The 26,395-nt window shown below is 69.8% G+C and carries 27 protein-coding genes; 18 read left to right on the plus strand and 9 right to left on the minus strand.

Annotated elements, in window-relative coordinates:
- Nucleotides 1-17: 17 nt before the first annotated feature.
- From V7Z97_RS08480 to V7Z97_RS08500, 5 genes are all read left to right on the plus strand, one after another.
- Nucleotides 18-503, plus strand: coding sequence for a hypothetical protein (locus V7Z97_RS08480; RefSeq protein WP_334162757.1), 486 nt, complete (start codon nt 18-20; stop codon nt 501-503).
- A gap of 101 nt (nt 504-604) precedes the next feature.
- Nucleotides 605-1,531: a glycine--tRNA ligase subunit alpha gene (locus V7Z97_RS08485; protein ID WP_334162759.1), complete on the plus strand. Its 927-nt coding sequence runs from the start codon at nt 605-607 to the stop codon at nt 1,529-1,531.
- Between the two features lie 3 nt (nt 1,532-1,534).
- Nucleotides 1,535-3,544, plus strand: a complete 2,010-nt coding sequence (glyS, locus tag V7Z97_RS08490) for a glycine--tRNA ligase subunit beta (protein ID WP_334162761.1) — start codon at nt 1,535-1,537, stop codon at nt 3,542-3,544.
- A 15-nt stretch (nt 3,545-3,559) separates the two neighbouring features.
- On the plus strand, nt 3,560-6,256 hold the full coding sequence (gene ppdK, locus V7Z97_RS08495) for a pyruvate, phosphate dikinase (RefSeq protein WP_334162762.1): 2,697 nt from the start codon (nt 3,560-3,562) through the stop codon (nt 6,254-6,256).
- A gap of 41 nt (nt 6,257-6,297) precedes the next feature.
- A complete protein-coding gene (locus V7Z97_RS08500; protein ID WP_334162764.1) occupies nt 6,298-7,545 on the plus strand; it encodes a hypothetical protein in 1,248 nt (415 codons plus the stop codon).
- Here the strand turns inward: V7Z97_RS08500 and V7Z97_RS08505 are convergent.
- Together V7Z97_RS08505 and V7Z97_RS08510 are read right to left on the minus strand one after the other, a co-directional pair.
- Nucleotides 7,542-8,135, minus strand: coding sequence for an exopolysaccharide biosynthesis protein (locus V7Z97_RS08505; protein WP_334162765.1), 594 nt, complete (start codon nt 8,133-8,135; stop codon nt 7,542-7,544). The two genes, V7Z97_RS08500 and V7Z97_RS08505, sit on opposite strands and share 4 nt — an antisense overlap.
- Before the next feature lie 127 nt (nt 8,136-8,262).
- Nucleotides 8,263-9,378, minus strand: coding sequence for a beta-ketoacyl-ACP synthase III (locus tag V7Z97_RS08510; protein ID WP_334162766.1), 1,116 nt, complete (start codon nt 9,376-9,378; stop codon nt 8,263-8,265).
- A gap of 192 nt (nt 9,379-9,570) precedes the next feature.
- Between V7Z97_RS08510 and V7Z97_RS08515 the strand changes: the two genes are divergently transcribed.
- The 3 genes from V7Z97_RS08515 to V7Z97_RS08525 all read left to right on the plus strand — a co-directional run bounded on the left by V7Z97_RS08515 (nt 9,571) and on the right by V7Z97_RS08525 (nt 11,565).
- Nucleotides 9,571-10,104 carry a porin family protein gene (locus V7Z97_RS08515; protein ID WP_334162768.1) on the plus strand — a complete coding sequence of 178 codons (534 nt, stop codon included), beginning with the start codon at nt 9,571-9,573 and terminating at the stop codon, nt 10,102-10,104.
- A 136-nt stretch (nt 10,105-10,240) separates the two neighbouring features.
- Entirely contained in the window at nt 10,241-10,642 is a 402-nt protein-coding gene (locus tag V7Z97_RS08520; RefSeq protein WP_334162770.1) for a hypothetical protein, read from the plus strand.
- The gene (locus V7Z97_RS08525) at nt 10,639-11,565 is read left to right on the plus strand and encodes a sterol desaturase family protein (protein ID WP_334162771.1); all 927 of its coding nucleotides are present in this window, start codon (nt 10,639-10,641) and stop codon (nt 11,563-11,565) included. Before V7Z97_RS08520 ends, V7Z97_RS08525 begins: the two co-directional genes overlap by 4 nt.
- On the opposite strand, the gene V7Z97_RS08530 is transcribed toward V7Z97_RS08525, so the two are convergent.
- Complete coding sequence (locus V7Z97_RS08530) at nt 11,562-12,497, minus strand: NUDIX hydrolase (RefSeq protein WP_334162772.1); 936 nt, start codon at nt 12,495-12,497, stop codon at nt 11,562-11,564. The two genes, V7Z97_RS08525 and V7Z97_RS08530, sit on opposite strands and share 4 nt — an antisense overlap.
- A gap of 6 nt (nt 12,498-12,503) precedes the next feature.
- A complete protein-coding gene (locus V7Z97_RS08535) occupies nt 12,504-13,145 on the minus strand; it encodes a YfbR-like 5'-deoxynucleotidase (protein ID WP_442958021.1) in 642 nt (213 codons plus the stop codon).
- Between the two features lie 111 nt (nt 13,146-13,256).
- Here V7Z97_RS08535 and V7Z97_RS08540 point away from each other — a divergent pair, with 111 nt between their 5' ends.
- Both V7Z97_RS08540 and V7Z97_RS08545 read left to right on the plus strand, forming a co-directional pair.
- Nucleotides 13,257-14,069, plus strand: a complete 813-nt coding sequence (locus V7Z97_RS08540; RefSeq protein ID WP_334162773.1) for a universal stress protein — start codon at nt 13,257-13,259, stop codon at nt 14,067-14,069.
- A 20-nt stretch (nt 14,070-14,089) separates the two neighbouring features.
- Nucleotides 14,090-14,464, plus strand: a complete 375-nt coding sequence (locus V7Z97_RS08545) for a hypothetical protein (protein WP_334162775.1) — start codon at nt 14,090-14,092, stop codon at nt 14,462-14,464.
- Here the strand turns inward: V7Z97_RS08545 and V7Z97_RS08550 are convergent.
- Both V7Z97_RS08550 and V7Z97_RS08555 read right to left on the minus strand, forming a co-directional pair.
- Nucleotides 14,461-15,291: a hypothetical protein gene (locus tag V7Z97_RS08550; protein ID WP_334162777.1), complete on the minus strand. Its 831-nt coding sequence runs from the start codon at nt 15,289-15,291 to the stop codon at nt 14,461-14,463. The two genes, V7Z97_RS08545 and V7Z97_RS08550, sit on opposite strands and share 4 nt — an antisense overlap.
- A 100-nt stretch (nt 15,292-15,391) precedes the next feature.
- Nucleotides 15,392-16,264: an AAA family ATPase gene (locus V7Z97_RS08555; RefSeq protein ID WP_334162778.1), complete on the minus strand. Its 873-nt coding sequence runs from the start codon at nt 16,262-16,264 to the stop codon at nt 15,392-15,394.
- Between the two features lie 165 nt (nt 16,265-16,429).
- On the opposite strand from V7Z97_RS08555, the gene V7Z97_RS08560 reads away from it, so the two are divergent.
- The 4 genes from V7Z97_RS08560 to pseI are packed head-to-tail and all read left to right on the plus strand — an operon-like array spanning nt 16,430 to nt 20,007.
- Entirely contained in the window at nt 16,430-17,314 is an 885-nt protein-coding gene (locus tag V7Z97_RS08560; RefSeq protein ID WP_334162779.1) for a class I SAM-dependent methyltransferase, read from the plus strand.
- Nucleotides 17,311-18,270: an ATP-grasp domain-containing protein gene (locus V7Z97_RS08565; RefSeq protein ID WP_334162782.1), complete on the plus strand. Its 960-nt coding sequence runs from the start codon at nt 17,311-17,313 to the stop codon at nt 18,268-18,270. The genes V7Z97_RS08560 and V7Z97_RS08565 overlap by 4 nt, the downstream gene beginning before the upstream one ends.
- Before the next feature lies 1 nt (nt 18,271).
- Entirely contained in the window at nt 18,272-18,958 is a 687-nt protein-coding gene (locus V7Z97_RS08570; RefSeq protein ID WP_334162783.1) for an HAD family hydrolase, read from the plus strand.
- Nucleotides 18,955-20,007, plus strand: coding sequence for a pseudaminic acid synthase (pseI, locus tag V7Z97_RS08575; protein WP_334162784.1), 1,053 nt, complete (start codon nt 18,955-18,957; stop codon nt 20,005-20,007). The genes V7Z97_RS08570 and pseI overlap by 4 nt, the downstream gene beginning before the upstream one ends.
- On the opposite strand, the gene V7Z97_RS08580 is transcribed toward pseI, so the two are convergent.
- From V7Z97_RS08580 to V7Z97_RS08590, 3 genes are all read right to left on the minus strand, one after another.
- On the minus strand, nt 20,004-20,693 hold the full coding sequence (locus V7Z97_RS08580) for a glycosyltransferase family protein (protein ID WP_334162785.1): 690 nt from the start codon (nt 20,691-20,693) through the stop codon (nt 20,004-20,006). The two genes, pseI and V7Z97_RS08580, sit on opposite strands and share 4 nt — an antisense overlap.
- A gap of 63 nt (nt 20,694-20,756) precedes the next feature.
- Nucleotides 20,757-21,260: a hypothetical protein gene (locus V7Z97_RS08585; protein ID WP_334162786.1), complete on the minus strand. Its 504-nt coding sequence runs from the start codon at nt 21,258-21,260 to the stop codon at nt 20,757-20,759.
- 64 nt (nt 21,261-21,324) lie between these two features.
- Nucleotides 21,325-23,142, minus strand: a complete 1,818-nt coding sequence (locus V7Z97_RS08590; protein WP_334162788.1) for a tetratricopeptide repeat protein — start codon at nt 23,140-23,142, stop codon at nt 21,325-21,327.
- 203 nt (nt 23,143-23,345) lie between these two features.
- Between V7Z97_RS08590 and flbT the strand changes: the two genes are divergently transcribed.
- From flbT to V7Z97_RS08610, 4 genes are all read left to right on the plus strand, one after another.
- Nucleotides 23,346-23,765, plus strand: a complete 420-nt coding sequence (flbT, locus tag V7Z97_RS08595) for a flagellar biosynthesis repressor FlbT (RefSeq protein ID WP_325460596.1) — start codon at nt 23,346-23,348, stop codon at nt 23,763-23,765.
- On the plus strand, nt 23,731-24,126 hold the full coding sequence (flaF, locus tag V7Z97_RS08600) for a flagellar biosynthesis regulator FlaF (RefSeq protein WP_334162790.1): 396 nt from the start codon (nt 23,731-23,733) through the stop codon (nt 24,124-24,126). The genes flbT and flaF overlap by 35 nt, the downstream gene beginning before the upstream one ends.
- 295 nt (nt 24,127-24,421) lie before the next feature.
- Complete coding sequence (locus V7Z97_RS08605; RefSeq protein WP_334162792.1) at nt 24,422-25,258, plus strand: flagellin; 837 nt, start codon at nt 24,422-24,424, stop codon at nt 25,256-25,258.
- Between the two features lie 294 nt (nt 25,259-25,552).
- Nucleotides 25,553-26,386, plus strand: coding sequence for a flagellin (locus V7Z97_RS08610; RefSeq protein WP_334162793.1), 834 nt, complete (start codon nt 25,553-25,555; stop codon nt 26,384-26,386).
- Nucleotides 26,387-26,395 lie beyond the last annotated feature (9 nt).

Raw genomic sequence — 26,395 nt, forward strand, 5'->3', positions numbered from 1 at the left:
CGACCAGGAGCGAAACGATGAACCTCAGGCCTCTTCTCGCCGCCGCGGCGGCGTCCGTCCTCGCCGCCGGCGCGGCCCACGCCCAGGCAGGCTCCGCCCAGCCGGGGACCGACGAGACGCCCAACCGGGCGACGCCTGCGCCGGCGACCGAGTCCTCGACGGGCCTGCCGTCCGTGGATTCGAGCCGACCGATCCGCTCGGGCGCGGGCGCGACCCGCGTGCCGAACGGCGAGGTCGGGGTGTCGGCGACGACGGATTCCACCGGCGCCAGCCTCGGCACGGCCAGCGGGACGACGTCGGCGGGCGTGACGGCGGACGCCACCACCACCACGGCCGACGCCGCGGCCAGCGCCACGACGACCGCCGCCGACGCCTCGACGAGCGCGAGCGTGACGACGTCCATGACCACGAACGGCCCGGTGCCGGACACCGCCGAGAACCGCGCGAAGTACGGCCAGCCGCTGTCGCGCGCCGGCAAGCGGACCGCCGCGCGGGGGAACTGACAGCCGGACTGCCGGAAACCCGAGCGGGCGGCTTGAAGCGAAGGTCGGCGGGCCCTATGGTCCGCCGACTTTTTTTGCGCCTGCGAACGGCCCCCTTTTCGATGCCTGACAAGCCGCTTTCGTTTCAGGGCCTGATCCTGAAACTGCACGATTATTGGAGCCGTCAGGGCTGCGTCATCCTGCAGCCGCACGACGTGGAGGTGGGGGCCGGCACCCTGCACCCGGCCACGGTGCTGCGCGCGCTCGGGCCCAAGCCGTGGCGTGCGGCCTATGTGCAGCCGTCGCGCCGCCCGGCGGACGGCCGCTACGGCGAGAACCCCAACCGCCTGCAGCACTATTACCAGTACCAGGTCATCCTGAAGCCGAACCCGGACAACCTGCAGGATCTCTACCTCGGCAGCCTGGAGGCCATCGGCCTCGACACCCGCCTGCACGACATCCGCTTCGTCGAGGACGACTGGGAGAACCCGACCGTCGGCGCCTGGGGTCTCGGCTGGGAGGTCTGGTGCGACGGCATGGAGGTCACCCAGTACACCTACTTCCAGCAGGTGGGCGGGCTCGACGTCTTCCCCGTGGCGGGCGAACTGACTTACGGCCTGGAGCGCCTGGCCATGTACCTGCAGGGCGTCGACCACTTCACCGACCTGGCCTTCAATGATCCGGACGGCCCCGAGCCGAAGACCTATGGCGAGGTGTTCCTGGAGAACGAGCGCCAGCATTCGGAGGCCAACTTCCACGGCTACGACGTGGCGACGCTCAAGCGCCACTTCGAGGACATGGAGGCCCAGGTCCCGAAGCTGCTGGAGGGCCGCGCTCCCCAGGGCCAGCGCACCGTCCTTCCGGCCTACGACCACGTGCTGAAGGCCAGTCACCTGTTCAACCTGATGGACGCCCGCGGCGCGATCGCCGTGGCCGAGCGCCAGAGCTACATCGGCCGCATCCGGGACCTGACCCGGATGTGCGCCGAGGCCTGGGTGGAGAACGAGGGCGGGAATGGCGCGCCCGCGCTCGAGAAGGCGCGAGCCTGACCCATGCCCCAGCTGCTGCTTGAACTGTTCTCCGAGGAAATCCCCGCGCGCATGCAGGCGCAGGCGGCCCGCGACCTCGAGCGCATGGCGCGCGAGAAGCTGGCCGCGGAGGGCCTGCTGCCCGAGGCGCTGAAGACCTTCGCCGGTCCCCGCCGCCTGACCCTGGTGGCCGAGGGCCTGCCCGCCAGCCAGGCCGACCGCCACGAGGAGCGGAAGGGCCCCCGCGTCGGCGCGCCGGAGCAGGCCATCGAGGGCTTCCTGCGCTCCACCGGCCTGACCCGCGACCAGCTCGTCGAGAAGGACGGCGTCTACTTCGCTCACACGCACAAGGCCGGCCGGCCCACGCCGCAGATCGTCGCCGAGATGGTGGACGCCATCGTCCGCGGCTTCCCCTGGCCCAAGTCGATGACCTGGGGGCGGGGGACCCTGCGCTGGGTGCGGCCGCTGAAGCGGGTCCTGTGCGTCTTCGACCGCGAGCTTGTGCCGTTCAGCATCGACGGCATCGAGAGCGGCGACGTCTCCGAAGGCCACCGGTTCATGGGCTCGGCCCAGCCGTTCCGGGCGCGCGACTTCGACGAATACCAGGACGGCCTCGCCCGCCACTTCGTGGTCCTCGACCCGGAGGAGCGGAAGGAGCGGATCATGGACGCCGCCCGCACACTCTGCTTTGCCCGCAATTTCGAGCTGGTGGAGGACGAGGGTCTGCTCGACGAGGTCGCCGGCCTCGCCGAATGGCCGACGCCCATCTTGGGCGACATGGATCCGGACTTCCTGGACCTGCCGCCCGAGGTGATCCGCACCTCCATGCGCACCCACCAGAAGTATTTCGCGGTGCGCGACCCCGCGACCGGCTTCCTGGTCCCGCACTTCGTCACGGTCGCCAACATCCAGGCCGAGGACGGCGGCCGCGCCATCGCCGCCGGCAACGCCAAGGTCCTGTCCGCCCGCCTCAACGACGCGCGCTTCTTCTGGGACGAGGACCGCAAGACGCCGCTGGCCGACCGGCTGGAGAAGCTGAAGGGCGTCACCTTCCACGCCAAGCTCGGGACCATGCACGAGCGGGTGGAGCGGATCGCCGCCCTGGCCGGCGAGCTCGCCCCTTACGTCCGCGACGACGCCGGCACGAAGGCGAAGGCGATCGAGGCCGCGCGGCTCGCCAAGGCCGACCTGGTCACCGGCATGGTCGGCGAGTTCCCGGAACTGCAGGGCGTGATGGGGGGGTATTACGCCGACAAGGAGCGTCTAGACCCCGAGATCGCCGACGCCATCCGCCACCACTACCGGCCGCAGGGGCCCAACGACGACGTGCCGGTGCAGGCCGTCGCCGCCACCGTGGCCCTGGCCGACAAGCTCGACACCCTCGTCAGCTTCTTCGCCATCGACGAGAAGCCCACCGGCAGCCGCGATCCCTACGCCCTGCGCCGCGCGGCGCTGGGTGTGATCCGCATCCTCCTGCAGTCGCGCACGCGCCTGCCGCTAAGGCGGTTCTGCTCGGACGAGCTCATCGCCTTCTTCGCCGACCGGCTGAAGGTGCTGCTGCGCGAGCAGGGGCAGCGCCACGACCTCGTCGACGCCGTCTTCGCGCTCGGCGACGACGACCTGGTGCGCATCGTCTCCCGGGTGAACGCGCTGGACGGCTTCCTCGGGACCGAGGACGGCAGGAACCTGCTGGCCGGCTACAAGCGGGCCGTGAACATCCTGCGGGCCGAGGAGAAGAAGGGTCCGCTGCCGGTCGGAGAGCCCGTCAACATGGCCGGGGCGCCGCCGGAGGAATCCGCGTTGGTGGCCCGCATCGGCCACGTGGAGATCGAGGTCGGCAAGGCGCTGGAGCGCGAGGACTTCGAGGCGGCCATGCGCGAACTGGCGGCGCTCCGCGAGCCCGTGGACGCCTTTTTCGACAAGGTGCTAGTCAACTCCGAGGTCGCGGCGGAACGCGAGAACCGTTTGCGCCTTCTGGTGAAGGTCCGTGACGCCATGGGGCGGGTCGCGGACTTCTCACAAGTCACAGGCTGAGTAAGGGGACATCGAATGGTGGCCGACACGATGGTGAAGACGCGCTGGGTCTATGCCTTCGGCGGCGGCGGCGCGGAAGGCGACGCCTCGATGAAGAACCTGCTGGGCGGCAAGGGGGCGAACCTCGCCGAGATGTCGTCGCTCGGCCTGCCGGTGCCGCCGGGCTTCACCATCACCACCGAGGTCTGCACCTACTATTACGCGCACGGCCAGGAATATCCGTCCGACCTGAGGGACCAGGTCCGCGACGCGCTCGCCAAGGTGGAGAGCCAGGTCGGCAAGACCTTCGGCGATCCGGCCAACCCGCTGCTGGTTTCGGTCCGCTCGGGCGCGCGGGCGTCCATGCCGGGCATGATGGACACGGTCCTCAACCTCGGCCTGAACGACGCCACGGTGGAGGGCTTGGCCAAGCTTGCGGGCGACCGCCGGTTCGCCTTCGACAGCTACCGCCGCTTCATCCAGATGTACTCGAACGTGGTTCTCAACCTCGACCACCACATGTTCGAGGAAATCCTGGACGAGCATAAGGAGCGGCTGGACGTCCACGTCGACACCGGGCTCACCGCCGAGGACTGGGAAGCCGTCGTCGCCGACTACAAGCAGGCCGTGGAGAACGAGCGCGGCGAGCCGTTCCCTCAGGATCCGGAAGCCCAGCTCTGGGGCGCGATCAGCGCCGTCTTCGCCAGCTGGATGAACGACCGGGCCAAGTTCTACCGCCGCATGCACGACATCCCGGAGAGCTGGGGCACGGCGGTCAACGTCCAGTCCATGGTCTTCGGCAACATGGGCGAGACCTCGGCCACGGGTGTCGCCTTCACCCGCAATCCGTCCACCGGCGAGAACCGCCTCTACGGCGAATTCCTGATCAACGCCCAGGGCGAGGACGTGGTCGCTGGTATCCGCACGCCGCAGGCCCTGACCAAGGCCGCCCGCGAGGAGATGGGCGAGAAGAACCCCTCCATGGAGGAGGCGCTGCCGGAGGTCTTCACCCAGTTCAAGTCCGTCGTGGAGAAGCTCGAGAAGCACTACCGCGACATGCAGGACATCGAGTTCACGGTGGAGAAGGGCCGTCTGTACATGCTGCAGACGCGCAACGGGAAGCGCACCGCCAAGGCTGCGCTGAAGGTCGCCGTGGACCTCGCCTCGGAAGGCCTGATCACCAAGGAGGAGGCCGTGATGCGGGTCGAGCCCGCCAGCCTCGACCAACTCCTGCACCCGACCATCGACCCCGCCAGCCCCCGCGACGTGATCGCCAACGGCCTGCCGGCCTCGCCGGGCGCGGCCACCGGCAAGGTGGTGTTCACCGCCGAGGAGGCCGAGAGGCTGGGCGCCGCCGGCGAGGCGGTGATCCTGATGCGCGAGGAAACCAGCCCGGAGGACATCCGCGGAATGGACGCCGCGCGCGGCATCGTCACTGCCCGGGGCGGCATGACCAGCCACGCCGCGGTGGTCGCCCGCGGCATGGGCCGCCCCTGCGTCTCCGGCGCCGGCGAGCTGCGCATCGACCAGAAGTCGGGCGAGTTCCACGTCCGCGGCCGCACCTTCAAGGCCCACGACGTGATCACCATCGACGGCTCGACCGGCGAGGTTCTGACCGGCGCGGTGAAGATGATCGAGCCGGAGCTTTCCGGCGACTTCGCCACCCTGATGACCTGGGCCGACAGCGTGCGCCGCCTGAAGGTCCGCGCCAACGCCGAGACGGCGCTCGACGCCCGCACCGCCCGCCAGTTCGGCGCGGAAGGCATCGGCCTGTGCCGCACCGAGCACATGTTCTTCGACCCCGACCGGATCGCCGCCGTCCGCGAGATGATCCTGGCCGACGATGAGAAGGGCCGCCGCGCCGCGCTGGAGAAGATCCTGCCGATGCAGCGCCAGGACTTCGTGGAGCTGTTCGGCATCATGGAGGGCCTGCCGGTGACCATCCGGCTGCTCGACCCGCCGCTGCACGAGTTTCTGCCGCACACCGAGGAGGACGTCGCCTCGGTCGCCGCGGCCACCGGCCTCGACCCGGCCAAGCTGCTGCGACGCGCCAAGGAGCTGCACGAGGTGAACCCGATGCTGGGCCACCGCGGCTGCCGCCTGGGCGTGGCCTATCCGGAGATCTATGAGATCCAGGTCCGCGCCATCGTCGAGGCGGCCCTGGACGTGGCTGCCTCGGGCAAGCCCGCGCCGATCGTCGAGATCATGCACCCGCTGGTGGCCAAGGGCGAGGAGATGAAGTTCCTGCGCGAGCTCACGGACAAGACTGTGAAAGCGGTCTTCGCCGAGCGCGGCCGGGAGATCGAGTACAAGGTCGGCGCCATGGTCGAGCTGCCCCGCGCCGCGATCCGCGCCGGCGACCTGGCCGAGCACGCCGAGTTCTTCTCCTTCGGCACCAACGACCTGACCCAGACGACCTTCGGCATCAGCCGCGACGACTCGGGCCGGTTCCTCAACGCCTACATCGAGAAGGGCATCTTCGAGCGCGACCCGTTCGTCAGCCTGGACCAGGAGGGCGTCGGCGACCTGATCCGCATCGCCACCGAGCGCGGCCGGGCGACCCGGCCCGACGTCAAGCTCGGCATCTGCGGCGAACACGGCGGCGACCCGGCCTCGATCCAGTTCTGCGAGGCGGTGGGCCTGGATTACGTCAGCTGCTCGGCCTACCGCGTGCCGATCGCCCGGCTGGCCGCGGCGCAGGCCGCGATCGGGGAGCGCGAGAAGGACCGCTAGAGGATCGGGAACGGCTCAGGCGCTGGCCGGTTAGTCCGGCCATGCCGCTGCACGAGAGCATTTTCCCGACCTTCTTCCTGTCCGGCTTCGAATGCTCCACCTTCCTCTGGAAGGACCAGGGCCGGCGCGACTGCTCCGCGGAGACGATGCACCTCCGGCACGCGCAGGAGGACTACGCCTTCCTGCGCCATCTGGGTATCGGGGTGGCGCGGGAGGGCTGCCCGTGGCCGTTCGTCGACCTCGGCGGCGGCCGCTACGACTTCTCGTGCCTCGACCCGCTGATCGAGGCGATGCACGCCCAGCACGTGCTGCCGATCTGGGACCTCTGCCACTACGGCTACCCCGACGACCTCGACCCGTTCGGCGCGGAGTTCGTCCCCCGGTTCGCCGACTACTGCCGCGCGGTGGCGGCCTATGTCGTCCCGAAGCTGCCGGGGCCGCACTTCTTCACCCCGATCAACGAGATCACCTTCTTCGCCTTCATAGGTGGGGAGTGGGGCTGGGCGGCGCCGTTCCGCACCACCCGCGCCGACCGCTTCGACCTGCGCCAGCGGCTCTGCGCCGCCGACATCGCCGGCGTGAAGGCGATCCGCGAGGTCTGCCCCGACGCCCGCATGGTTCACATCGACCCGCTGGTGAACGTGGTGGCCCCCAGGGACAGGCCGGACCAGATCGCGGCCGCCTGGCGCGAGACCTACGAGGACACCTTCGTCGCCTGGGACATCATCGCCGGCAAGCGCAATCCGGAACTGGGCGGGTCGCCCGACGTGCTCGATGTGCTGGGGGTCAACTGCTACTCCTTCGGCCAGATGGAGTACCGCGAGCAGGGGCCGCACGCCCCGCTGCCGCGCGACGACGACCGCATCGTGCCGCTCTGCCACCTCCTGAAGTACGCCTACGAGCGCTACCGCCGGCCGATGATCATCGGCGAGACCAGCGGCCTGGAGGAGGGCCGCCACCACTGGCTGCGCGACACCGTCCAAGAGGCCCTGGCGGCGGTGGACCAGGGCATCGACCTGCACGGCGTCTGCCTGTTCCCGGCCGTGGACATGAAGGACTGGGGCAAGGGCATCTGGGTCCACAACGGCCTGGCCGACCTGGTGGAGGACCGCGGCGACCTGCGGCGCGTGCCGGTGAAGGCCTACTGCGACGAGCTCCGCCACTGGCAGAAGCGGCTGAACCGCGTCACCCGGCTGGACGAGGACCCGCTCAGCGATCCGGTGGACCTCGACGACATCGTCGCGGCCGCCCGCGAGCTGAAACTGACCTCCGACGCCAACTGGCACTAGCTCAGCAGGAACTTCCATGCCGCCAGGCCGAGCGCCGTCGTGCTGATCACGAAGGCGGTCAGCACCAGCAGGCCGTCGCGGGCGATCAGGCCCAGGCCGAAGGTGGCGATGGCCATCGACGGCACGAAGGCCACGAACGGCAGCAGCTCCAGCGGCGGCACGACCATCGCCACGAGCATGCAGACCAGCGCCACCACCCGGTCGGCCCAGGGACGGGTGAGGGCCTCCAGCCGCGGCTTCACCAGGCGGTCGACGATGCGGGCCGGCTTGCGGCTCACCTTCACCGTCTTCTTCACCCTGTCGGCCTTGACGGAGAGCTTCTCCAGGAAGCGCGGAATCCAGACGGACTCGCGGCCGAACAGCAGCTGGACCGACACCAGGAGGGTGATGAGCGCGATGATGGTCGGGGCGGTGGGCACGGCGGACACCGGCGTCATGCCGAGCAGGCCGCCCAGCAGGAGCAGGGGACCGAACGAGCGCTTGCCGATGGTGTCCATGATCTCGCCCACGGACACCTTCGCGCCGTTCGTGCTCGCCGCCCTGTCCAGATCGGCGAGCAGGTCTTCCAGGTCCTGAGCAGCTTGCGCCATCGGGCCGGCCTCCGTTCCGGGGGCCTGAACGCGCAAGCGGCGGATTAGGCGCCTGCCAGCGGCAGTCCGACGCCTCGCGGGCAGCCGCGGTGGAGCCGTCCGGCCCGCCGGGGGCGGGAGCGCAGCCTCAGCGCTTGCGGACGAACACCGTCCCCGCCGAATAGCCCGCTCCGAACGAGCAGATCAGGCCGAGATCGCCCCGCTGGAAGTCGGCGTTGTGCTTGTGGAAGGCGATCACCGAGCCGGCCGACGACGTGTTGGCGTATTCGTCGAGGATGATCACGTTCTCCTCGCGGGTGGGTTCGCGCCCCAGCACCCGGCGGCCGATCAGCTCGTTCATGTTGATGTTGGCCTGGTGCAGCCACAGCCGCTTCAGCTTCGTAGGATCGAGGCCGAGGTCGCCCGCGTGCTCCACGATCATCTCCGAGACCATCGGCACCACCTCGCGGAACACCTTGCGGCCCTCCTGCACGAACAGCTTGTCTGGCTTGCCGATCCCCTCGGGGGCGGCGCGGTTCAGGAAGCCGAAGTTGTTGCGGATGTTGTTGGAGAACTGGGTCTTCAGCCGCGTGCCGAGGATCTCCCAGCCGCCGACCGCCTGGTCCGAGGCCTCGACGATCACGGCGGTCGCCACGTCGCCGAAGATGAAGTGGCTGTCGCGGTCGCGGAAGTTCAGGTGGCCCGAGCAGATCTCCGGATTGACCACCAGCACCGCCCTGGCCGAGCCCGAGGCGATGAAGTCGGCCGCCGTCTTGATTCCGAAGGTGGCCGAGGAGCAGGCCACGTTCATGTCGAAGGCGAAGCCGTCGATCCCCAGCGCGTTCTGCACCTCGATGGCCATGGCCGGATAGGCGCGCTGCATGTTGGACGCCGCGCAGATCACCGCGCCGATCTCGCTGGCCGGCTTGTCCCAGCTCACCAGGGCGTCCATCGCCGCCTCCACCGCCATCTCGGCGAGGACGGAGATCTGTTCGTTCGGCCGCTCCGGGATCACCGGGCGCATCAGGTCGGGGTCGACCAGGCCCTGCTTGTCGACCACGAAGCGGGACTTGATGCCCGAGGCCTTCTCGATGAACTCCACGGAGGAGGCGGCCAGGGGCTCCATTTCGCCGGCCTTGATGGCCTTGGCGTTGCGGGCGTTCTCCCGCTCGACCCAGGCGTTGAAGGTCTCCACCAGCTCGGCGTTCGAGAGGCTGTTGGACGGGGTGTAGAGGCCGGTGGCGGCGATCACGGCGTCAGGCAAGCGGCGTCTCTCCATGACAGGGTGCGCTTGTAGCACGCCCGCTCCGGGCGTCAGCCGCCATTGTGGCCGCAGGGCAACACCTCGGCGCCTGCCATAGTCAAGCCGCAGAACCCGCCTGAACCCGCCGCGTTTGAGGGGCCAATCGAGACGGCTGGGGGCAGCTGTTCAGTCAGAGAGTGGAGTACCTCCCCAATGAAGATGCTTTTCGCCGCGGCGTCCGCCGCCGCCATCGCCATGGCCGTTCCCGCCATTTCCCAGGCCCAGGTCGTCACCCCGGGCGTCTACGGCTCGGTGGGCTACGCCGCCACGGAGGCCGAGGACCTGAACTTCGGCGCGATCCAGGGCCGGCTGGGCTACCGCTTCAACGACTGGATGGGCGTGGAAGGCGAGCTCTCGAAGGGCGTGAAGGGTGACGAGGTGAACGTCGGCGGCACGGAGGTCGACTTCGACGTCGAGTGGCAGGGCGCGGCCTATGCCGTGGGCTTCGCGCCGCTGTCGGCCAACACCGACCTGTTCGCCCGCATCGGCTACGGCAAGACCGAGATCGAGGGTTCCGCACTCGGCACGAGCGTCAGCGACGCCGGCAAGTCCTGGAACTACGGCGTCGGCGCCCAGCATCACTTCGACGGCGTCAACGGCGTCCGTGTCGACTGGACGCGCCACGACTTCACCGGCGACGGCGGCAAGGCCGACGTCTGGTCGATCGGCTACACCCGCCGCTTCTAGGGCGGAACGGCGCCGGCGGCGGCTTAACGTCCCCCGTCGCCGCCGGTCGGAAGGGGCCCCCCGTGTCGCACGGGGGGCCTTTTTCTTGACCCGGGCGCCGGTTCGCGCGCAGCCTCCCGCCGGGGGAGGAGACAGTTTGAGCCAGGCGTTCTTCATTCAACTCGCGGCCTCGGGGCTGGCGGTCACGCTTCTCGTGGCGCTCGCGGCCTGGGCCAGCATCGCGCGTCCCAACCAGCCGCTCAGCGACGCCAGGGCGCGCGCCCTGTTCGCCGAGGAGTTCCCCGGCCGCACGCTCGACGGGCTGTGGGTGGCCGTGGACGGCAAGGGCGCGCTCGCCAAGTCGGGCGCCGCGGCCCTGGTGCTCTGCCGTTTCGGCGACGGCTTCGTCGCCCGCCAGATACCGTGGGGGCAGGCCCTCTCGGCGGCCTTCCGCAAGGGCGAGCTCTGCATAGACCTTGCCGACATCGCCGCGCCGCGGGCGGTGCTCGCCCTGCAGTCGTGGCCGCCGAAGGACCTCGGCAAGGATCTCGCCGCATGAAGGCCGATTTCGACCCGGTCACGCTCGCGACGCCGATCTTCATCCTCACCATCATCCTCGAGATCGTGCTGGCGCGCCTGGGGAAGGCCCGGGCGAACTATGAGTGGAAGGACACGGCCGTCTCCCTAGGGATGGGCCTCGGCTCGACGATCGCGGGCGTGATCACCGGCGGCCTGGTCTTCGCCGCCAGCCTGTGGGCCTACGAGCATCGGCTGTTCACCGTGCCGTTCACCGCCGTCTGGGCCTGGGTCGTCCTCTTCCTGCTGGAGGACGTGACCTACTACTGGTTCCACCGCCTCAGCCACGAGCGGCGGTTCTGGTGGGCGGCGCACGTCAACCATCACTCCAGCCAGCACTACAACCTCTCGACCGCCCTGCGGCAGACCTGGACCGGAGGGGTGGCGGGCACCTGGCTGCTCTGGCTGCCGCTGGCCTTCCTGGGCTTCAGTCCGGCGATGATCGCGATCCAGAAGGGGATCAGCCTCGTCTACCAGTACTGGATCCACACCGAGACCATCCGCCGGATGCCGCGCTGGTTCGAGGCGGTGTTCAACACGCCCTCCCACCACCGGGTGCACCACGCCCGCAACCCGCGCTACCTCGACCGCAACTACGCCGGCATCCTGATCGTCTGGGACCGAATGTTCGGCACCTTCCAGCCCGAGCTGGACGAGGAGCCGTGCCGCTACGGCATCGTGAGGAACCTCGGCTCCTTCAACATCCTGCGCGTCGCCTTCCACGAGTGGGTCGGAATCGCGAAGGACGTCGCCCGCCAGCCCCGCCATGCGCTCGGCTGGCTGTTCGGCCCGCCCGGCTGGAGCCCCGACGGCAGCCGCGAGACCAGCGCGATGCTGAAGGCGGAGTGGACGAAGGGGCAGGGGACGCCTGCCGCGGAGCCGCAAGGCGCGCGCGAGGCGGCCTAGTCCCTCAGGAGCGGCAGCGAGAGGCCGCTCACCGGCCGCGCGGCCAGGATCTCGCGGCGGAAGCGGAACAGCTCGGCCGGCCGGCCGCCGGTTTCGGCGTCCATGCGGCCCAGGCCCTCGACCAGTTCGGCCCGTTCCAGGGCGCGGCGGAAGTTCTGCTTGTGCAGCGGCACGCCGGCGATCGCCTCGACGGCCCGCTGCAGGGCCGAGAGCGTGAAGGCCTCCGGCATCAGCTCGAACACCACCGGCCGGTACTTCAGCTTGCCGCGCAGCCGCGACAGCGCCGTCGCGAGGATCCGCCGGTGGTCGGAGATCATCGGCTCGCCGGCCGGGGGCAGGGTGGCCGGCTGGATCTCGCCGCGGTCGCGGGCCGCCTCGTGCACCAGGCCCGCCTCGTAGAGCAGTTCGTAGCGCTCCAGGACCCGCTCCTCGTTCCAGGGCGCGCCGTCGAGCGCGAACAGCAGCCGCGCCCGGGCCAGGCGGTCCGGCGTCGTGGCCCAGGCCCGCAGCGCCATCTCGATCACGCCCAGCGCCGCTGGCCGGCCGTCGCGCCAGTCCTCGTAGGGAAAGAACCGGTTCCACGGCTGCCAGCCCGACGCCGCCGAGTGGGTGTCGAGCGCTGCCGGCGCGAGTCCGAGGTAGCCTACTGAGATCACCCGCGCGGCGCCGGCGCCCATGTCCGCCAGCGGCGCGTCGCGGCCCTTGTCGCCAAAGGTGTAGAGCTGCTCCACATAGCCCGGGTCGAACCGGGTCTGCTCGCGCACGAAGGCGCGCAGCGCCAGCTCGAAGGTGCGGTGCCCCTCGGGGTCGAAGGGGCCGAAGGGCAGGCCCTGCAGCTCCTGCCCCGGCGGGCGGACGGTCAGGACCACGGCCTCGCCGTCGCGGATGGCCACCACCACCGCCGAGAGCCCGATGACGACGGAGGTGGGCACGGGCGCCTACTCCGTGTCGAAGGCGGCCGGAGACGGCGTGTAGCCGGCGGCCTCGGAGAGGATGTGGAAGCGCTGGACGTAGCGCTGCTGGGCGACGCCCGCCGGCCAGGGCTCGATGTGCAGTGAATAGCCGGCGGGCGGGGCGCCGAAGAAGTCGAGGGACTCGGCATGGCTGAAGCCGGCCAGCTGCGTCGCCTCGAAGAAGGCGCAGGCCCGGTCGGCCTGCTTGATCAGCTTCTTGATCGCCAGCGGCGTCTTGGCCGGCAGGCCGAAGCGGATGTGGATGGCGTTCTCCAGCCGCTCCTCGAAGGTCTTGTAGTCCACGCCCAGCGCGGCCTTGAATGGCGAGATCATGTCGCCGATCACATATTCCGAGGCGTCGTGCAGCAGGGCGGCCAGCCGCCAGCGCGGCTCCACGTCCGGCTGGATGTGGGCGACGATCTCCTCGACGACGATGGAATGCTGGGCCACCGAGAAGGCGTGCTCGCCCACCGTCTGGCCGTTCCAGCGGGCCACCCGGGCGAGGCCGTGGGCGATGTCCTCGATCTCGATGTCCATGGGGGAGGGGTCGAGCAGGTCCAGCCGGCGGCCGGACAGCATGCGCTGCCAGGCGCGGACCTCCTTCACGCGACGCAGCCCTTTCCTCACAGGCGCATTCCCTCCATGGTCAGGCTGGTGAACTGGCCCAGAGCCTGAGAAAGATCAATGCGAGCCTGAGGCCGCGGGGTCCAAGGTCCACAGGATGAAGGGGCGAAAAGCATGAGTTGGGCGCGCATCATGGCGCCTCTTTCGGGCGGGCAGGGCGATCGCGCGGCGGTGGCCGCGGCGGTCATGCTGGCCGAACCCTTCGGCGCGGAGGTGGCCGGCGTCTACACGCCCGCCGACGTCGCCGACGTCATGCCCTGGATGGGTGAGGGCTTCCTGGGCGGCGTCCAGACAACGGCGCTCGAGTCGCTGAAGGAGGCCGCCGCGGCCGGCGAGAAGAACGCCCGCGCCGCCATGGAGGCCGTCAGCTACGGCAAGAAGCAGTTCATCGCCCTGCAGACGCCTGTCTGGGCCGGCCTCTCCGCCGAGAGCCGCCTTTCGGACGTCGTGGTGTTCAACTCCGACCCGGCCCGGGGCCGCGGGCCGCTCGCCGAGGCCTTCCAGCAGATGGTCGCCGACGAACAGCGCCCGGTGCTCGTCGCCCGCGAGGGGCTGAAGGTCGGCGGCGCGGTGGCGGTCGCCTGGGATGGCGGCAAGGAGGCCTCCCGGGCCGCCCGCCTCGCCATGCCGCTGCTGGAGAAGGCGGAGAAGGTGGTCATCCTCGCCGCGCCCAAGGCCAGCGCCCGCAGCTTCGACGCCGCGCGGCTGAAGGCCTATTACGCCGCCCGGGGCGTCGACGCCGCCCTGCAGGTGCTGCCCGACACCGGCGACGCGGCGCCCGCCCTGATGGCCGCGGCGAAGGAGGCGGGCGCCCAGATCCTGGTGGCCGGCGCGTTCGGCCATCCAAGGCTGCAGGAGTTCATCTTCGGGGGAACGACCCGGACGCTGTTGAACTCCGACCAGCCCTCGTTGTTCTTGTCTCACTAGCTTTCAGAAGGTGGATTGAAATGGCCCTGTCGCGCATCGTCATGCGGCTTGCCCGCAACCCTGGCACCGAATTCGCCGGAGGCGACGACCACCGCGGCTACTCCCTGATCGCGCCGCTGACCGAGGACGGCATGCTGGACGAGGGCGCCTTCGCCAAGGCGCGGGAGAACTGCACGGTGCGCCGCTTCGCCCCGGACGAGGATCCGGTGGACGGCCGCCTGAACCGCCGCGGCGCGCGCTGGTTCTTCGACTACGACGAGGACGACTCTGCCGACGACGAGCCGGTGCACCGGCTGGGCGACCACCGCTTCGCCGTGGGCGAGTACGTCACCGTCACCGACGAGGACGGCCGGCCGCTGACCTACAAGGTCGTCGAGGTCCAGCCGGCGGGCTAGACCCCGCCGTTGCGGCGGACCAGGCGCTTGACGTCCTTGTAGACGGCGCTGCCGTCGTCGATCTCGGTCTTCGCCCGGACGGTGGCGACCGTGATCGGGCCGGCCTTCGGCCCGGCGGCCTCATAGCCCACGAAGCGGTAGCCGTCGGCCAGTTCGCCCTCGTGGATGAAGGTCGCCCGCACGCCGCGCTTCTCGCGCGAGAAGGCCTCGCCCTTCAGCCGCACGTCGCGGAGGATGTGGACGGTGGCCTGGTCGCCGTCGGCGTTCACGGTCAGGCCGCCGATCTTGACCTTGGCGTCGTCCTCGCCGGCGGTGATGTTGATCCCGGGCAGCTGGACGCGGGTGACCTCGCCGGTCTTTCCGGTGGTCACGGTCTTGCCGTCGCCGTCGACGTGGATGTCCACCTTGGCGCTGACCGAGCGCCCGGCCTCGCCGGCGGCGCGGGCGGCGTCCTGCTCCGCTTCCCGGGCCACGGCGGCGGCGTCGCGGGCGGCGCCCTCGGCGGCCTTCGCGGCCGCGTCGGCCGGCTGGTCGGGCTTCGCCTCGCCCGGCGCTGGCTGGGCGACCGTCATCAGGCGGGTCTCGATGGCCTGCAGCGCGGTTCCGGGGTCGCCGTTGGTGGCGACCAGCTGCAGGCCGATCTCCGCCCCTGTGGCGGTGCGGTAGGTGCAGCTCTTGCCGTCGGCGGCGATCGCGGTGCGGGTCAGCTCGCCCTGGACTTCCGGGCAGTCGAGGGCCGCGCGGGCGGCCGGCTGGCCGCCGGGGCCGCAGGCGGTCAGGCCGGCGAGCGCCAGGGTCGAGGACGCGATGAGAAGCAGCGGCTTCATGGCGAAAGGGCTCCAGTCCGTTCCCTCAAAGGGTGGCTGGAGCCCCTGGAAAAATCGAGTGAATTCGCCGTAACGGCGGTTGCGGCGCAGCCGCCGGGCTCTACTGGCCCGGCCGGCCCGAGCCGGCGCCCTCGCGCCGCGCCAGGAAGGCGAGGCGTTCGAAGAGATGCACGTCCTGCTCGTTCTTCAGCAGCGCGCCGTGCAGCGGCGGGATCAGCTTGGTCGGATCCTTCTCCTTCAGCGCCACCTCGTCGATGTCCTCGACCATCAGCAGCTTCAGCCAGTCCAGCAGCTCGGAGGTCGACGGCTTCTTCTTCAGGCCCGGCACCTTGCGCATGTCGTAGAAGATGCGCAGCGCCTCGGCGACGAGCTTCTGCTTGATGCCCGGATAGTGGACCTCGACGATCTGGTTCATCGTCTCCGCCTCGGGGAAGCGGATGTAGTGGAAGAAGCAGCGGCGCAGGAAGGCGTCCGGCAGCTCCTTCTCGTTGTTGGACGTGATGATCACCACCGGCCGGACGGCGGCCTTGATGGTCTCGTTGGTCTCGTAGACGTAGAACTCCATCCGATCGAGCTCCTGCAGGAGGTCGTTCGGGAATTCGATGTCGGCCTTGTCGATCTCGTCGATCAGCAGGACGGGGCGCTCCGGCGCCTCGAAAGCCTCCCAGAGCTTGCCCTTCTTGATGTAGTTCTTGACGTCCTTCACCCGCTCGTCGCCGAGCTGGCTGTCGCGCAGGCGGGTCACCGCGTCGTACTCGTAGAGACCCTGGTGGGCCTTGGTCGTCGACTTGATGTGCCAGGTGATCAGCGGCGCGCCGAGCGCCTCGGCGATCTCGTAGGCCAGGACCGTCTTGCCGGTGCCGGGCTCGCCCTTGATCAGCAGCGGGCGCTCCAGGGCGATCGCCGCGTTCACCGCGACCTTCAGGTCCTCGGTGGCGACGTAGTTCTCGGTTCCTTCGAAACGCTGGCTCATCGAGGCTCCCTGCGCGGGCGGTCTCACCCACGTTCGAACAGTTGTTTCAACGGCGCCAGACTAGAGAGCCGAGCGCCGCATGCAAGTGGCTTGGCGCCGCGCACCCGTCGCGGGTCCGCTATGCTGGCGATGCGGGCGACTCAGCAGCCTGCGGCGGAGGGCAGGGTGACGCAGCGTCTGGTCGAGAAGCCGGAAGGATATTTCGAGATCGAGCCCCGGCCGACGCCGGACGATCTCGCCGCCTACTATCGCGACAAGTACTTCGTCGCCGACCACGGCAAGAACCCGTACGCCCACGGCTACACCGACGAAGAGCTGAAGCATAAGCGCCTGCAGCCCGCGGAGACCGAATGGGTCTGGGGGCGGCCGCCGGGTCGCCTGCTCGAGGTCGGCGTGGGCGAGGGCTTCACCCTCGACTACTTCCTGAGGCGCGGCTGGGAGGCGAGCGGCCTCGATTTCACCGACGACGGCCTGCAGGCCTTCTTCCCGGAACTGTCGGACCGACTGGTGCTCGGCGACGCCTTCGCCCTGCTGGACGAGGTCATCGCCCGCGGCGAGACCTGGGACCTCGTGGTCTGCAACAACGTGCTGGAGCACGTGATCGACCCCATGGGCCTGCTGGACCGCCTGAGGGCGATCGTCGCGCCGCAGGGGATGGTGCGGATCTCCGTGCCCAACGACGGGTCCTGGCTGCAGGACCAGATCGTGCGCCGCGGCCTGGCCGATCCCCAGTTCTGGCTCGCCCCGCCGGACCACCTGAACTACTTCAACACCGACAGCCTGCCGCGGGCCATGGCCGCGCACGGCTGGGAGGTGGTCGAGCACCTGGGCGAGTTCCCGATCGACATCTTCCTGCTCAATCCGGACACCGGCTACATGCGGGACCGCGCCAGGGGCCGGCCCTGCCACTTCGCCCGCATCGCCTTCGAGATGGGCCTGTGGAAGGACCGCTCCCTCGAGGCGGTGGTGGAGTTCCGCCGCGGCTGCGCGCGGGCCGGCATCGGCCGCAACCAGACGGTCTATGCGCGGCGCGCCGCCGGGACGCGATGAATGTCCTGATCCTCAGCGCCGCGGCCAAGGTTCCCCTGGTCCGCGCCTTCGCCGAGGCGGCGCATGCGCGTGGGGGCAAGGTTCTGGCCGCCGACCTTGGGCCCGACAACGCCGCCCTGTTCGAGGCCGACGAGGCGGTGATCCTGCCGCGCAGCGACGCCCCGGGTTTCGCGAAGGCCCTGGCGAAGGTCTGCGCGGCCCATGCCGTGCGGTTGGTCGTGCCGACCCGTGACGCCGAACTGCCCGTGCTGGCCGCCGCCAGGGACCGCCTGGCGGAACAGGGCGTGACGGCGCTCGTCGCCGGCGCCGAGGCGCTCGCGGCCTGCCAGGACAAGCGGCGGTTCACGGCCGTCTGCGCGGCCCAGGGGCTGGCCACCCCGCGCACCTATGCCCCCGACGAGACGCCGGCGCGCTTCCCCGTCTTCGTGCGGCCGGTGACCGGCGCGGGCGGCAGGGGCGCCCGGCGGATCGACCGGGCGGAGGACCTGCCGGCCGGCGCGGACCTGCTCGTCCAGGTCCTGGAGACCGACCCCGAATATACCGTCGACGTGCTCCTCGACCTCACTGGCCGGCCGCTGCAGGCGGTGGCGCGGCGCAGGCTTCAGGTCCGGGCCGGGGAGGCGGTGAAGTCGCGCGTCGAGGACGCGCCGGAGCTGGAGGAGCAGGCGCTGGCGCTCTGCGCGGCCCTCGGACTCGTGGGCCACAACGTCGTCCAGGCCTTCCACGCGCCGGGCCGCGCGCCGCGGTTCATCGAGGTCAATCCGCGGTTCGGCGGGGCCTCCAGCCTATCGATCCGCGCGGGCTTGGCCTCGCCCGACCGGATCCTGCAGATGGTCGAGGGCCGCGGGGCGGAGGCCGCCGCGCCGCGCCCGATCGCCTATGGCCTCACCCTGCTGCGCTATCCCGAGGACCGCTTCGTTACCGAGGCCGAGCTCGCCGCGCTCGCGGAGGGCTAAGATGGCCCGCGCCCTGATCATCGACCTCGACGACACCCTCTACGACGAGCACAGCTACGTGCTCTCCGGCTTCCGCGCCGTGGCCGCCGAGGTGGCGGGACGCCATCCCGGCGTCGACGCCCGCGCCCTGTTCGACGTCATGCAGGCCGAGCTCGACGCCCACGGCCGCGGCAAGGTCTTCGACCGCGCCCTGGCGCAGGCTGGTATCACCCCCGATCCGGAGACCGTCGCGGGCCTGGTCGCGGCCTATCGGGCCCACGAGCCGGCGATCGCCCTCTGGCCCGGGGTCGTCGAAGCCCTGGCCGACCTGCGGCGCGACCACCGGCTGGCGATCCTGACCGACGGCCTGCCGCTCATGCAGCGGCGCAAGGTCGCGGCGCTGGGCGTCGAGGCGCTGGTGGACGAGGTGCTGTACTCTTGGGAGCACGAGTCGCCGAAGCCCGATCCGGCCTGCTACGCCGAGGCGCTGCGGCGGCTCGGGACACGTGCTGAGGAGACGGTGGTGATCGGCGACAATCCCGGACACGACATGGCCGCCGCCCGCGCCATAGGGGCCCGTTCCATCCGCGTGCTCACCGGCCGGTTCGGCGCGCAGCCGGACGCAGGCTTCCCGGCCGACGCCGTCGTGGCGAGCTTCCCGGAGGCGTTGCCCGTGCTGCGCGGTGGCCGGTTCGGGGCCGCGGCATGACCGCGTCGTCCGTCGCCATCGCCGGTCGGAAGATCGGGCCCGGCGAGCCGCCCTACATCGTCGCGGAGCTCTCGGGGAACCACAACGGCGACATCGCCCGGGCGCTGGCGCTGATCGACGCGGCCAAGGCGGCCGGCGCCGACGCCGTGAAGCTGCAGACCTACACAGCCGACACCATCACCATCGACCACGACGGGCCGGAGTTCCGGGTCCACGGCGGCCTCTGGGACGGCCGGCGGCTCTACGACCTCTACCAGGAGGCCCACACCCCCTGGGCCTGGCACGAGGAGCTGTTCGCCCACGCCCGGCGGATCGGCATCGCGATCTTCTCCTCGCCGTTCGATCCCACGGCCGTCGACCTGCTGGAGCGGCTCGGCGCGCCGGCCTACAAGATCGCCTCCTTCGAGCTCATCGACATCCCGCTGGTCGAGCTTTGCGCCGCCACCGGCAAGCCTCTGATCATGTCCACGGGCCTGGCCTCGCCGCAGGAGATCGCCGAGGCGGTGGAGGCCGCGCGCCGGGCGGGCTCCGGCGGGATCATCCTGCTCCACTGCACCAGCGCCTATCCGGCGCCGCCGTCCGACATGAACCTGCGCACCCTGCAGCACCTCGCCGACCAGCACGGGGTCGTGGTCGGGCTCTCCGACCACACGCTGGGCGTCGCGGCCTCGGTGGCCGCGGTGGCGCTGGGCGCGTGCTTCATCGAGAAGCACTTCACCCTCAGCCGCGCCGAGGGCGGCGTCGACTCCGACTTCTCGCTGGAGCCGCACGAGCTGGAGCGGCTGGTGAAGGAGTGCCGCGACGCCTGGCTGGCGCTGGGCCAGGTGCGCTACGACGAGGTCCCGTCCGAGGCCGCCAGCCGCGACCACCGCCGCTCGCTCTACGTGGTGGCCGACGTCGCCGCCGGCGAGCCGCTTACCCCCGCCAATGTGCGCTCGATCCGCCCGGGACACGGCCTGTCGCCCAAGCACCTGCCGCAGGTGCTTGGGCGGCAGGCCGCCCGGCCGCTCAAGCGGGGCGAGCCCCTCGCCTGGGAGATGCTCGCCTAGCTCCCGTAATGCTGGAAGGGCAGAGCGCGGACGTCGTCCGAGGTGAATGCCGGATTGGTGGGATAGAGCGCGGCATAGACCCGCTCGACGAAGTCGTAGTCCTCGGGCGTGTCCACGGTCCAGCGCAGCCGGCTCTCGTCGCGGTCCTGAACCAGGTCCGCCAGGCTGAACCGCTCAGGGTGGTGGTAGATGAACGGAGTCACGTGCTCGCGGTCGTAGGCGTCCGTCGCCTCCCGTCCCGCCGCGCGCAGCGCATCGGCGGTGAACACCTCCATGTCCAGCCCGTGGGGATAGGTGCGACGACGCCCGTTGGAGACATAGTCGACGCCGAGCCTCGCCCGCAGCCGCACGCCGTCGTCGATCACGCCGGGATCGGCCAGCGGGCAGTCGGCGGTCAGCCGCACCACGTCGCCGTCGATGCCGAAGGCGTCCATGGCGCCCAGGAAGCGGCCGAGCACGTCGTCCAGCGGGCCGCGGTGGAGGTCGACGCCGAGGCCGGCCAGGTGCGCGGCGAGGGGATCGTCGGTGGCGTCCTCGCTGGTCGCCACGACCAGCCGGTCCAGCGTCCCGCAGCGGCGCAGGCGCTCAAGCTGGCGCTCGATCATCGGCGCCCCGGCCAGCGGCTTCATCACCTTGCCGGGCAGGCGGGTGGAGCTCATCCGCGCCTGCAGGATCGCCGTCGCCATGCTCGCCCCCGCTAGTCCCGGCGGATGATGGGAGGAGCCGCGATTCGCCGCAAAGCGGAGCCGTCAGCGCCCGTCGGGCTTGGCGCGGGTCTCGCCGCCGCGATCCTCGGAATAGCCCATGCGCTTGAGGTCCTCGTCGGAGAGGTTCTTCGCCTGGAAGTTGGTGAAGTCGTCCTCGCCGCCCTCGACGCGGTCGGCGTCCAGCACGGTGTCCAGGCCCTCGATCTCGGAGGCTTCGATGCGGTCCTCGTCGACGCCCTCGGAGCCGGCCTCGGCGCCCAGGCCGTCGAGATCGTCCTCGTGCTCCTCGTCGGAGGCGCGGTAGTCGAGCTCGTTGTCCTCCTCGAGGTCGCCGTCGTCCACGGCGTCCTCGTCGAACTCGTCCGCGTCGAGCGCCAGCGCCTCGTCGTCATCGCGATCGCCCCGGGCCGAGGTCATGTCGAGGACGTCGGGAAGCTCCTCGAAGGTCTTCATCTCGTTCAGCTCTTCGGCGTCGTCGGTGTTGGTCTCGTCGAAGACCTCGGACTGGTCCTGTCCGTCGAAGTCGTAGTCGCTGGTCCCGGGCATGGAATGTCCTCGCAGTCCTCCGGCGCCGGTCGGCGCCTCCTGCAGGATCAATCCGTGGCGGGGCTCAGCGTTCCTCCGCCCAGGCGCCCAGCGCCTCGGCCAGTTCACCCATCATCTCGTCCCAGGCCCCGAAGCCCTTGGGCGTGAACACCCGCGCCTGCGGGTACCAGGGGTAGCGGTCGGTGCCGAGCAGGGTCCAGGCGGCCGGGGTGGAGATGAGCCAGCTCGGAGCGCCACAGGCGGCGGCGAGGTTGAAGGTGGCGTTCGAGAAGCCGACCACCAGGTCCATGGCGCAGCCCAGGGCGGCCACGTCGTCCAGGTCCTGCTTCAGGTCGATGCCGGGCGGCTGCCAGATCTCCACCCCCAGTTCGCGCTTCACCCACGCCAGCTCCTCGGCGCAGTCGTCGTACTGCAGGTTGACGAAGGTGACGCCGGGCCGGGAGAGCACCGGGGCCCAGGCCTCGAACGGCGAGAAGTAGCGCTGGCGGGTGTTGCGCCTGAGCGCGCTCTTCCAGAGCAGGCCCACCTTCGGCCCGGCGCCGGCCGCCTGCAACTGTTCGCGCCAATGGGCGACCCGGTCAGGGTCCGCGACCAGGAAGCGCTCGCGGTCGGGGAAGTCGTCCGGGCTGCGGCGGAAGCCGCGCAGCAGCGAGCCCATCGGGGCATAGAGGTCCACGTCCTGGGCGTCCTGCAGGAACGGCACGTGGCGGGCGGGGCGGCCCTGCAGCGTCCCTGTGGCGTGGGCCCCCACCTTGGCCTCCGGAAAGCTGCGGGCGAACAGGTCGACCAGCCGCCGCTCGACCGCGATCGTCATCCGCCCTTCGGGCCCGAGCCGGGCCTTCACGTCCTCCAGGAGGTTGGCGAACAGCACCTCGTCCCCCAGGCCCTGCTCGGCGACCACCAGGAGGTGCTTGCCGGCGAGCTCGGCGCCCGGCGCCCAGCGTGGCCGATTGATCAGGAACCGCGTCAGGTCGCCGTACATCGGATGCAGGCGGGCCTCGTATTCGTCGAACCCTTCGCCCACGCGGCCGAGGGCGATCAGCATGGAGGAGCGGGCCAGCAGCATCATCTGGCGCTCGTCCTCCGCGGTGACCAGCGCCAGGGCTGCGTCGCACTCCCTAAGCGCCGCTTCCGGGTCGCCCAGCGCCATGAGGCTGTTGCTGTAGTTGTAGCGGGCCTTGGCGAGCGCCGGGTCGAGCCGCATGGCCTCGGCGAAGAAGAGGTGGGCGGAATCGAAGTCCCCCTTCTCGCCCATCACCGTGCCCATGGTGTTCCACAGCATCGCCACCTGCGGCGACTTAAGGATGGCGGGCTTGAGGACGTCGACCGCCTCGTCGAGCAGCGACTGCTCGCGCAGGGCGCAGGCCAGGTTGTTGCAGCCCTCGGGGTGGTCCGGATTGGCGGCCACGAAGTGGCGGAACAGCTTCTCGGCGGTGGAGGCCATGCCCATCCGGAAGGCGAGGCGGCCCAGGTCGTTGGCCACCTCGGACTCGTCCGGCAGCAGCTTCAGCGCCGACTCGTAGGCGCGGATCGAGGTGGCGAAGTCGCCGGCGCGCTCCAGAGAGATCGCCAGCAGATACCAGCCGTAGCCGCTGCGCTCGTCCTGGCTCAGAGCCTTCAGCGCCCATTCGCGGCCCGTCTTGTGGTCGTCGACCAGCAGCGCGGCGACGGCCCGGTCGAGCATCGGCTTGGCGGCGGCGACCCTGGCCTCGCGCATGGCCTCCTTCAGCCGGCCGAGCGCGTCGTGCGAGCCGGCTTCGCCGAGCGCGCCGGCGACGAGGCCCGGGCGGGTGGCGACGGCGGCGACCGCGGCGGCGGCGGGCGCGGCGGCGGCCTGCAGGGCGACGGTCGAGACAGCGCTCGAGGCGACCAGACGGGCCATAGAGCTTCCCCCTTCTAAGGACACCCTGAGATCGCGCCCTTATGGTTACCCAGACCTTAACCGCGGCCTTGGGCCACACCCTCGGCAAGGCCACGTTAACACCCTGCGGCTAACCCTCATGGTGCGTTCGGCCCGGCACAAGGCGACAATGGGTCATTCGAATCATGACGTAGATTCGTGGACGCTCTGATCGGGAGGCGGTGTTGCCGCTAAAATTGTCGCTGAAGCCCGGGGAGAAGTTCGTCCTCAACGGCGCGGTCGTCCAGAACGGCGACCGGCGCGGCGTACTGGTCCTGCAGAACAAGGCCTCGGTGCTCCGCGAGAAGGACATCATGCAGCAGGAAGAGGCGAACACGCCCGCCCGCCGCATCTACTTCCCGGTCATGATGATGTATCTCGATGAACCCGGCGCGGCCCGGTACTACGACGAGTTCGTGGTGCGCCTGACCGAGTTCATGGGGGTCATTCGCAACCCGGATATCCTCGCGGAATGCGTGCAGATCTCGAAGTTCTGCATGGAACGTGAGTGGTACAAGGCGCTCATGCTGTGCCGGAAGCTTATCGAGTACGAAGACGAGAGGTTGGGGAATGTCCCTTCAGGCGTACCAGCGCACGGCGACTAGCGCCGAGAGCCCGCGCGAGACGGAGTATCGTCTCTTCGCGCAGGTCACGCTCGCGCTGATGGAGGCCGCCAAGCGCGACCCGACCGATATCGGCGGGCGCATCGACGCGCTCGACTGGAACCGGCGCGTCTGGAACTTCCTGGGCGAGGACTGCTCGCACCCCGACAACCGGCTGCCGCCCGAACTGCGGGCGTCGATCATCTCCCTGTCCATCTGGGTCGGTAAGCACACCAGCGCCGTGATCCGCCGGCAGGAGGAGATCGAGCCGCTCATCGACATCAACCGCATCATCATGCAGGGCCTCGCCGGCGGCCCCGGCCAGGGCGCTGGCGCGGCCCCCGGAGCCGTCGCCGCGGCCTGACCGCCCCGCCTCGCTCAGACAGCCCCGAAGGCCGCGGCCGCCGCCGCGGCCTTTTTCGTTGACCGCCCAGGGAATCGGAACGCCCCGGCCGCGGGTGCGCGGCAGGAACTGCCGCGCGGTAGGAAAATTGGCTCCTTTGGTTAGCGGCGCGATCACCCGCCCCGAATAAACACCAGCAAATCCAATAAGATAAAAGGTTACCGGGTTGGCCCGCGGCTTGCGGAACCCTCTCACGGCGAAAAATCGCCTGCCGGCAAAAGCCGGGCTGATTACCTCCAGAATGGAAGGACGAGAGATGCCGTTCAATTCGGTGAATACGAACGTGGGCGCCATGGTGGCGCTCCAGAACCTCAACGCGACCAACACGGAGCTGGCAACCACTCAATCACGCATCAACACCGGTAAGCGGGTGGGCAGCGTGAAGGACAACGGCGCCATCTGGGCCATCGCCCAGAACCAGCGTGCGACGTCCAACTCGCTCAACGCCGTGAGAGAATCGCTGCAGCGCGGTCAATCGACCGTCGACGTGGCGGTTTCCGCGGGGGAGTCCGTCTCCGACCTTCTCATTCTCATGAAGGAGAAGGCCCTGGCGGCCTCAGACACCACGCTCGACGACAACAGCCGCACGGCGCTCAACGACGACTTCATCTCGTTGCGCGACCAGATCTCCAAGGCCGTGAACAACGCCGAATTCAACGGCGCCAACATGCTGAAGGGGGTGAGCCCGACCGCGGTGGCGGCCCTGGCCAACGCCGACGGGTCGTCCACCATCACGGTGGAGGCTCAATCCATGGATCTGGGAACGGGCGCGCTGGCGGGCATCCTGGCGACGGATTCCATCGGAACCCAGCCGCTAGCGTCCGCAATGATCGGAGCCATCAACACGGCGATCATCAATGTCTCGAGCGCGCTTTCGAAGCTCGGTACGGGTTCGAAGTCCCTGGCTTCGCACCTGACCTTCATCAACAAGCTTCAGGACACGGTAGATGCTGGGATCGGGAACCTCGTCGACGCCGACCTGGCGAAGGAAAGCGCAAAGCTTCAGGCGCTGCAGACCAAGCAGCAACTGGGCATCCAGGCGCTCGCCATCGCCAACCAGTCGTCCTCGACGTTGCTGTCACTCTTCCAGTGATCGTCGCGACGCCGGGCGGGCGGGCCGCCGCCCGCCCGGCGGACTTGTTCGCAGAGCCCTCCCGGCAAAAGTTGCCGGGCAGGTCGGCAATTCTTGCCTCGCACCCTCGCTGGGCGGCAGAAAATGCCGCGCGGGCGCATGGCTAACGGACCTATAACCCCATAAAATCAAAGACCTGCGAGCGCTCGGCGGATTTTGCCGGGTTGGCCCGCGGCTTGCTGCTGATTCTGCCGGGCAAAAAGCCCCCGGCAGTCAGAACGACGGCCGGATCCCTTGAAACAAGGAACCAGTCGTATGCCTATGAATAGCGTCAATACGAACGTCGGCGCGATGGTCGCGCTTCAGAACCTGAATGCGACCAACAGCGACCTGATCACCACCCAAGCCCGGATCAACACGGGCAAGCGCGTCGCCTCCGCCAAGGACAACGGCGCCATCTGGGCCATCGCCCAGAACCAACGGGCCACCGCCCAGTCCCTGAACTCCGTCAAGGAATCGCTGCAGCGCGGTCAATCGACTGTGGATGTCGCCATTTCGGCCGGTGAGACGGTGTCCGAACTGCTCCTTCAGATGAAGGAAAAGGCCCTGGCCGCCGCCGACTCCTCGCTCGACGCCAACAGCCTCGCGGCGCTCAACGACGACTTCACGTCGCTGCGCGACCAGATCACCAAGGCCGTGGACAACGCCGTGTTCAACGGCGCCAACATGATCAAGTCGGGCGGCACCACCGTGGAGGCCCTGGCCAACGCGGACGCTTCCTCGGTGATCACCGTGGCCGCCCAGGATCTGTCGCTCGGCGGCGCATCCCTCGGGTCCCTGAACGGGACGTCGGAGATCAACTCGCAGGCCACGGCCTCGGCGATGATCGCGACGCTCAACAGCGCGATCACCAACGTCTCGGGCGCGCTGTCCAAGCTGGGCACGGGCTCGAAGTCGCTGGGTTCGCACCTGAACTTCGTCATGAAGCTCCAGGACACCCTGGAAGCCGGGGTCGGCAACCTCGTCGACGCCGACCTGGCGAAGGAAAGCGCCAAGTTGCAGGCTCTGCAGACCAAGCAGCAGCTGGGCATCCAGGCGCTGTCGATCGCGAACCAGTCGTCGTCGATCCTCCTCGGCCTGTTCCGTTAAGGCCTCGTT

This window comes from Phenylobacterium sp., assembly GCF_036821595.1.
GTDB lineage: Bacteria > Pseudomonadota > Alphaproteobacteria > Caulobacterales > Caulobacteraceae > Phenylobacterium.

What these genes read in the sequence shown, in the direction of transcription:
- V7Z97_RS08515 (WP_334162768.1), top strand. Translation starts at nt 9,571, where the DNA reads ATGAAGATGCTTTTCGCCGCGGCGTCCGCCGCCGCCATCGCCATGGCC.
- V7Z97_RS08590 (WP_334162788.1), bottom strand. Translation starts at nt 23,142, where the DNA reads ATGGCCCGTCTGGTCGCCTCGAGCGCTGTCTCGACCGTCGCCCTGCAG.
- V7Z97_RS08545 (WP_334162775.1), top strand. Translation starts at nt 14,090, where the DNA reads ATGGCCCTGTCGCGCATCGTCATGCGGCTTGCCCGCAACCCTGGCACC.
- V7Z97_RS08580 (WP_334162785.1), bottom strand. Translation starts at nt 20,693, where the DNA reads ATGGCGACGGCGATCCTGCAGGCGCGGATGAGCTCCACCCGCCTGCCC.
- V7Z97_RS08505 (WP_334162765.1), bottom strand. Translation starts at nt 8,135, where the DNA reads ATGGCGCAAGCTGCTCAGGACCTGGAAGACCTGCTCGCCGATCTGGAC.
- glyS (WP_334162761.1), top strand. Translation starts at nt 1,535, where the DNA reads ATGCCCCAGCTGCTGCTTGAACTGTTCTCCGAGGAAATCCCCGCGCGC.
- V7Z97_RS08540 (WP_334162773.1), top strand. Translation starts at nt 13,257, where the DNA reads ATGAGTTGGGCGCGCATCATGGCGCCTCTTTCGGGCGGGCAGGGCGAT.
- V7Z97_RS08525 (WP_334162771.1), top strand. Translation starts at nt 10,639, where the DNA reads ATGAAGGCCGATTTCGACCCGGTCACGCTCGCGACGCCGATCTTCATC.
- V7Z97_RS08610 (WP_334162793.1), top strand. Translation starts at nt 25,553, where the DNA reads ATGCCTATGAATAGCGTCAATACGAACGTCGGCGCGATGGTCGCGCTT.
- pseI (WP_334162784.1), top strand. Translation starts at nt 18,955, where the DNA reads ATGACCGCGTCGTCCGTCGCCATCGCCGGTCGGAAGATCGGGCCCGGC.
- V7Z97_RS08570 (WP_334162783.1), top strand. Translation starts at nt 18,272, where the DNA reads ATGGCCCGCGCCCTGATCATCGACCTCGACGACACCCTCTACGACGAG.
- V7Z97_RS08500 (WP_334162764.1), top strand. Translation starts at nt 6,298, where the DNA reads ATGCCGCTGCACGAGAGCATTTTCCCGACCTTCTTCCTGTCCGGCTTC.
- V7Z97_RS08565 (WP_334162782.1), top strand. Translation starts at nt 17,311, where the DNA reads ATGAATGTCCTGATCCTCAGCGCCGCGGCCAAGGTTCCCCTGGTCCGC.
- ppdK (WP_334162762.1), top strand. Translation starts at nt 3,560, where the DNA reads ATGGTGGCCGACACGATGGTGAAGACGCGCTGGGTCTATGCCTTCGGC.
- V7Z97_RS08480 (WP_334162757.1), top strand. Translation starts at nt 18, where the DNA reads ATGAACCTCAGGCCTCTTCTCGCCGCCGCGGCGGCGTCCGTCCTCGCC.
- V7Z97_RS08550 (WP_334162777.1), bottom strand. Translation starts at nt 15,291, where the DNA reads ATGAAGCCGCTGCTTCTCATCGCGTCCTCGACCCTGGCGCTCGCCGGC.
- V7Z97_RS08485 (WP_334162759.1), top strand. Translation starts at nt 605, where the DNA reads ATGCCTGACAAGCCGCTTTCGTTTCAGGGCCTGATCCTGAAACTGCAC.
- V7Z97_RS08555 (WP_334162778.1), bottom strand. Translation starts at nt 16,264, where the DNA reads ATGAGCCAGCGTTTCGAAGGAACCGAGAACTACGTCGCCACCGAGGAC.
- V7Z97_RS08605 (WP_334162792.1), top strand. Translation starts at nt 24,422, where the DNA reads ATGCCGTTCAATTCGGTGAATACGAACGTGGGCGCCATGGTGGCGCTC.
- flaF (WP_334162790.1), top strand. Translation starts at nt 23,731, where the DNA reads ATGTCCCTTCAGGCGTACCAGCGCACGGCGACTAGCGCCGAGAGCCCG.
- V7Z97_RS08585 (WP_334162786.1), bottom strand. Translation starts at nt 21,260, where the DNA reads ATGCCCGGGACCAGCGACTACGACTTCGACGGACAGGACCAGTCCGAG.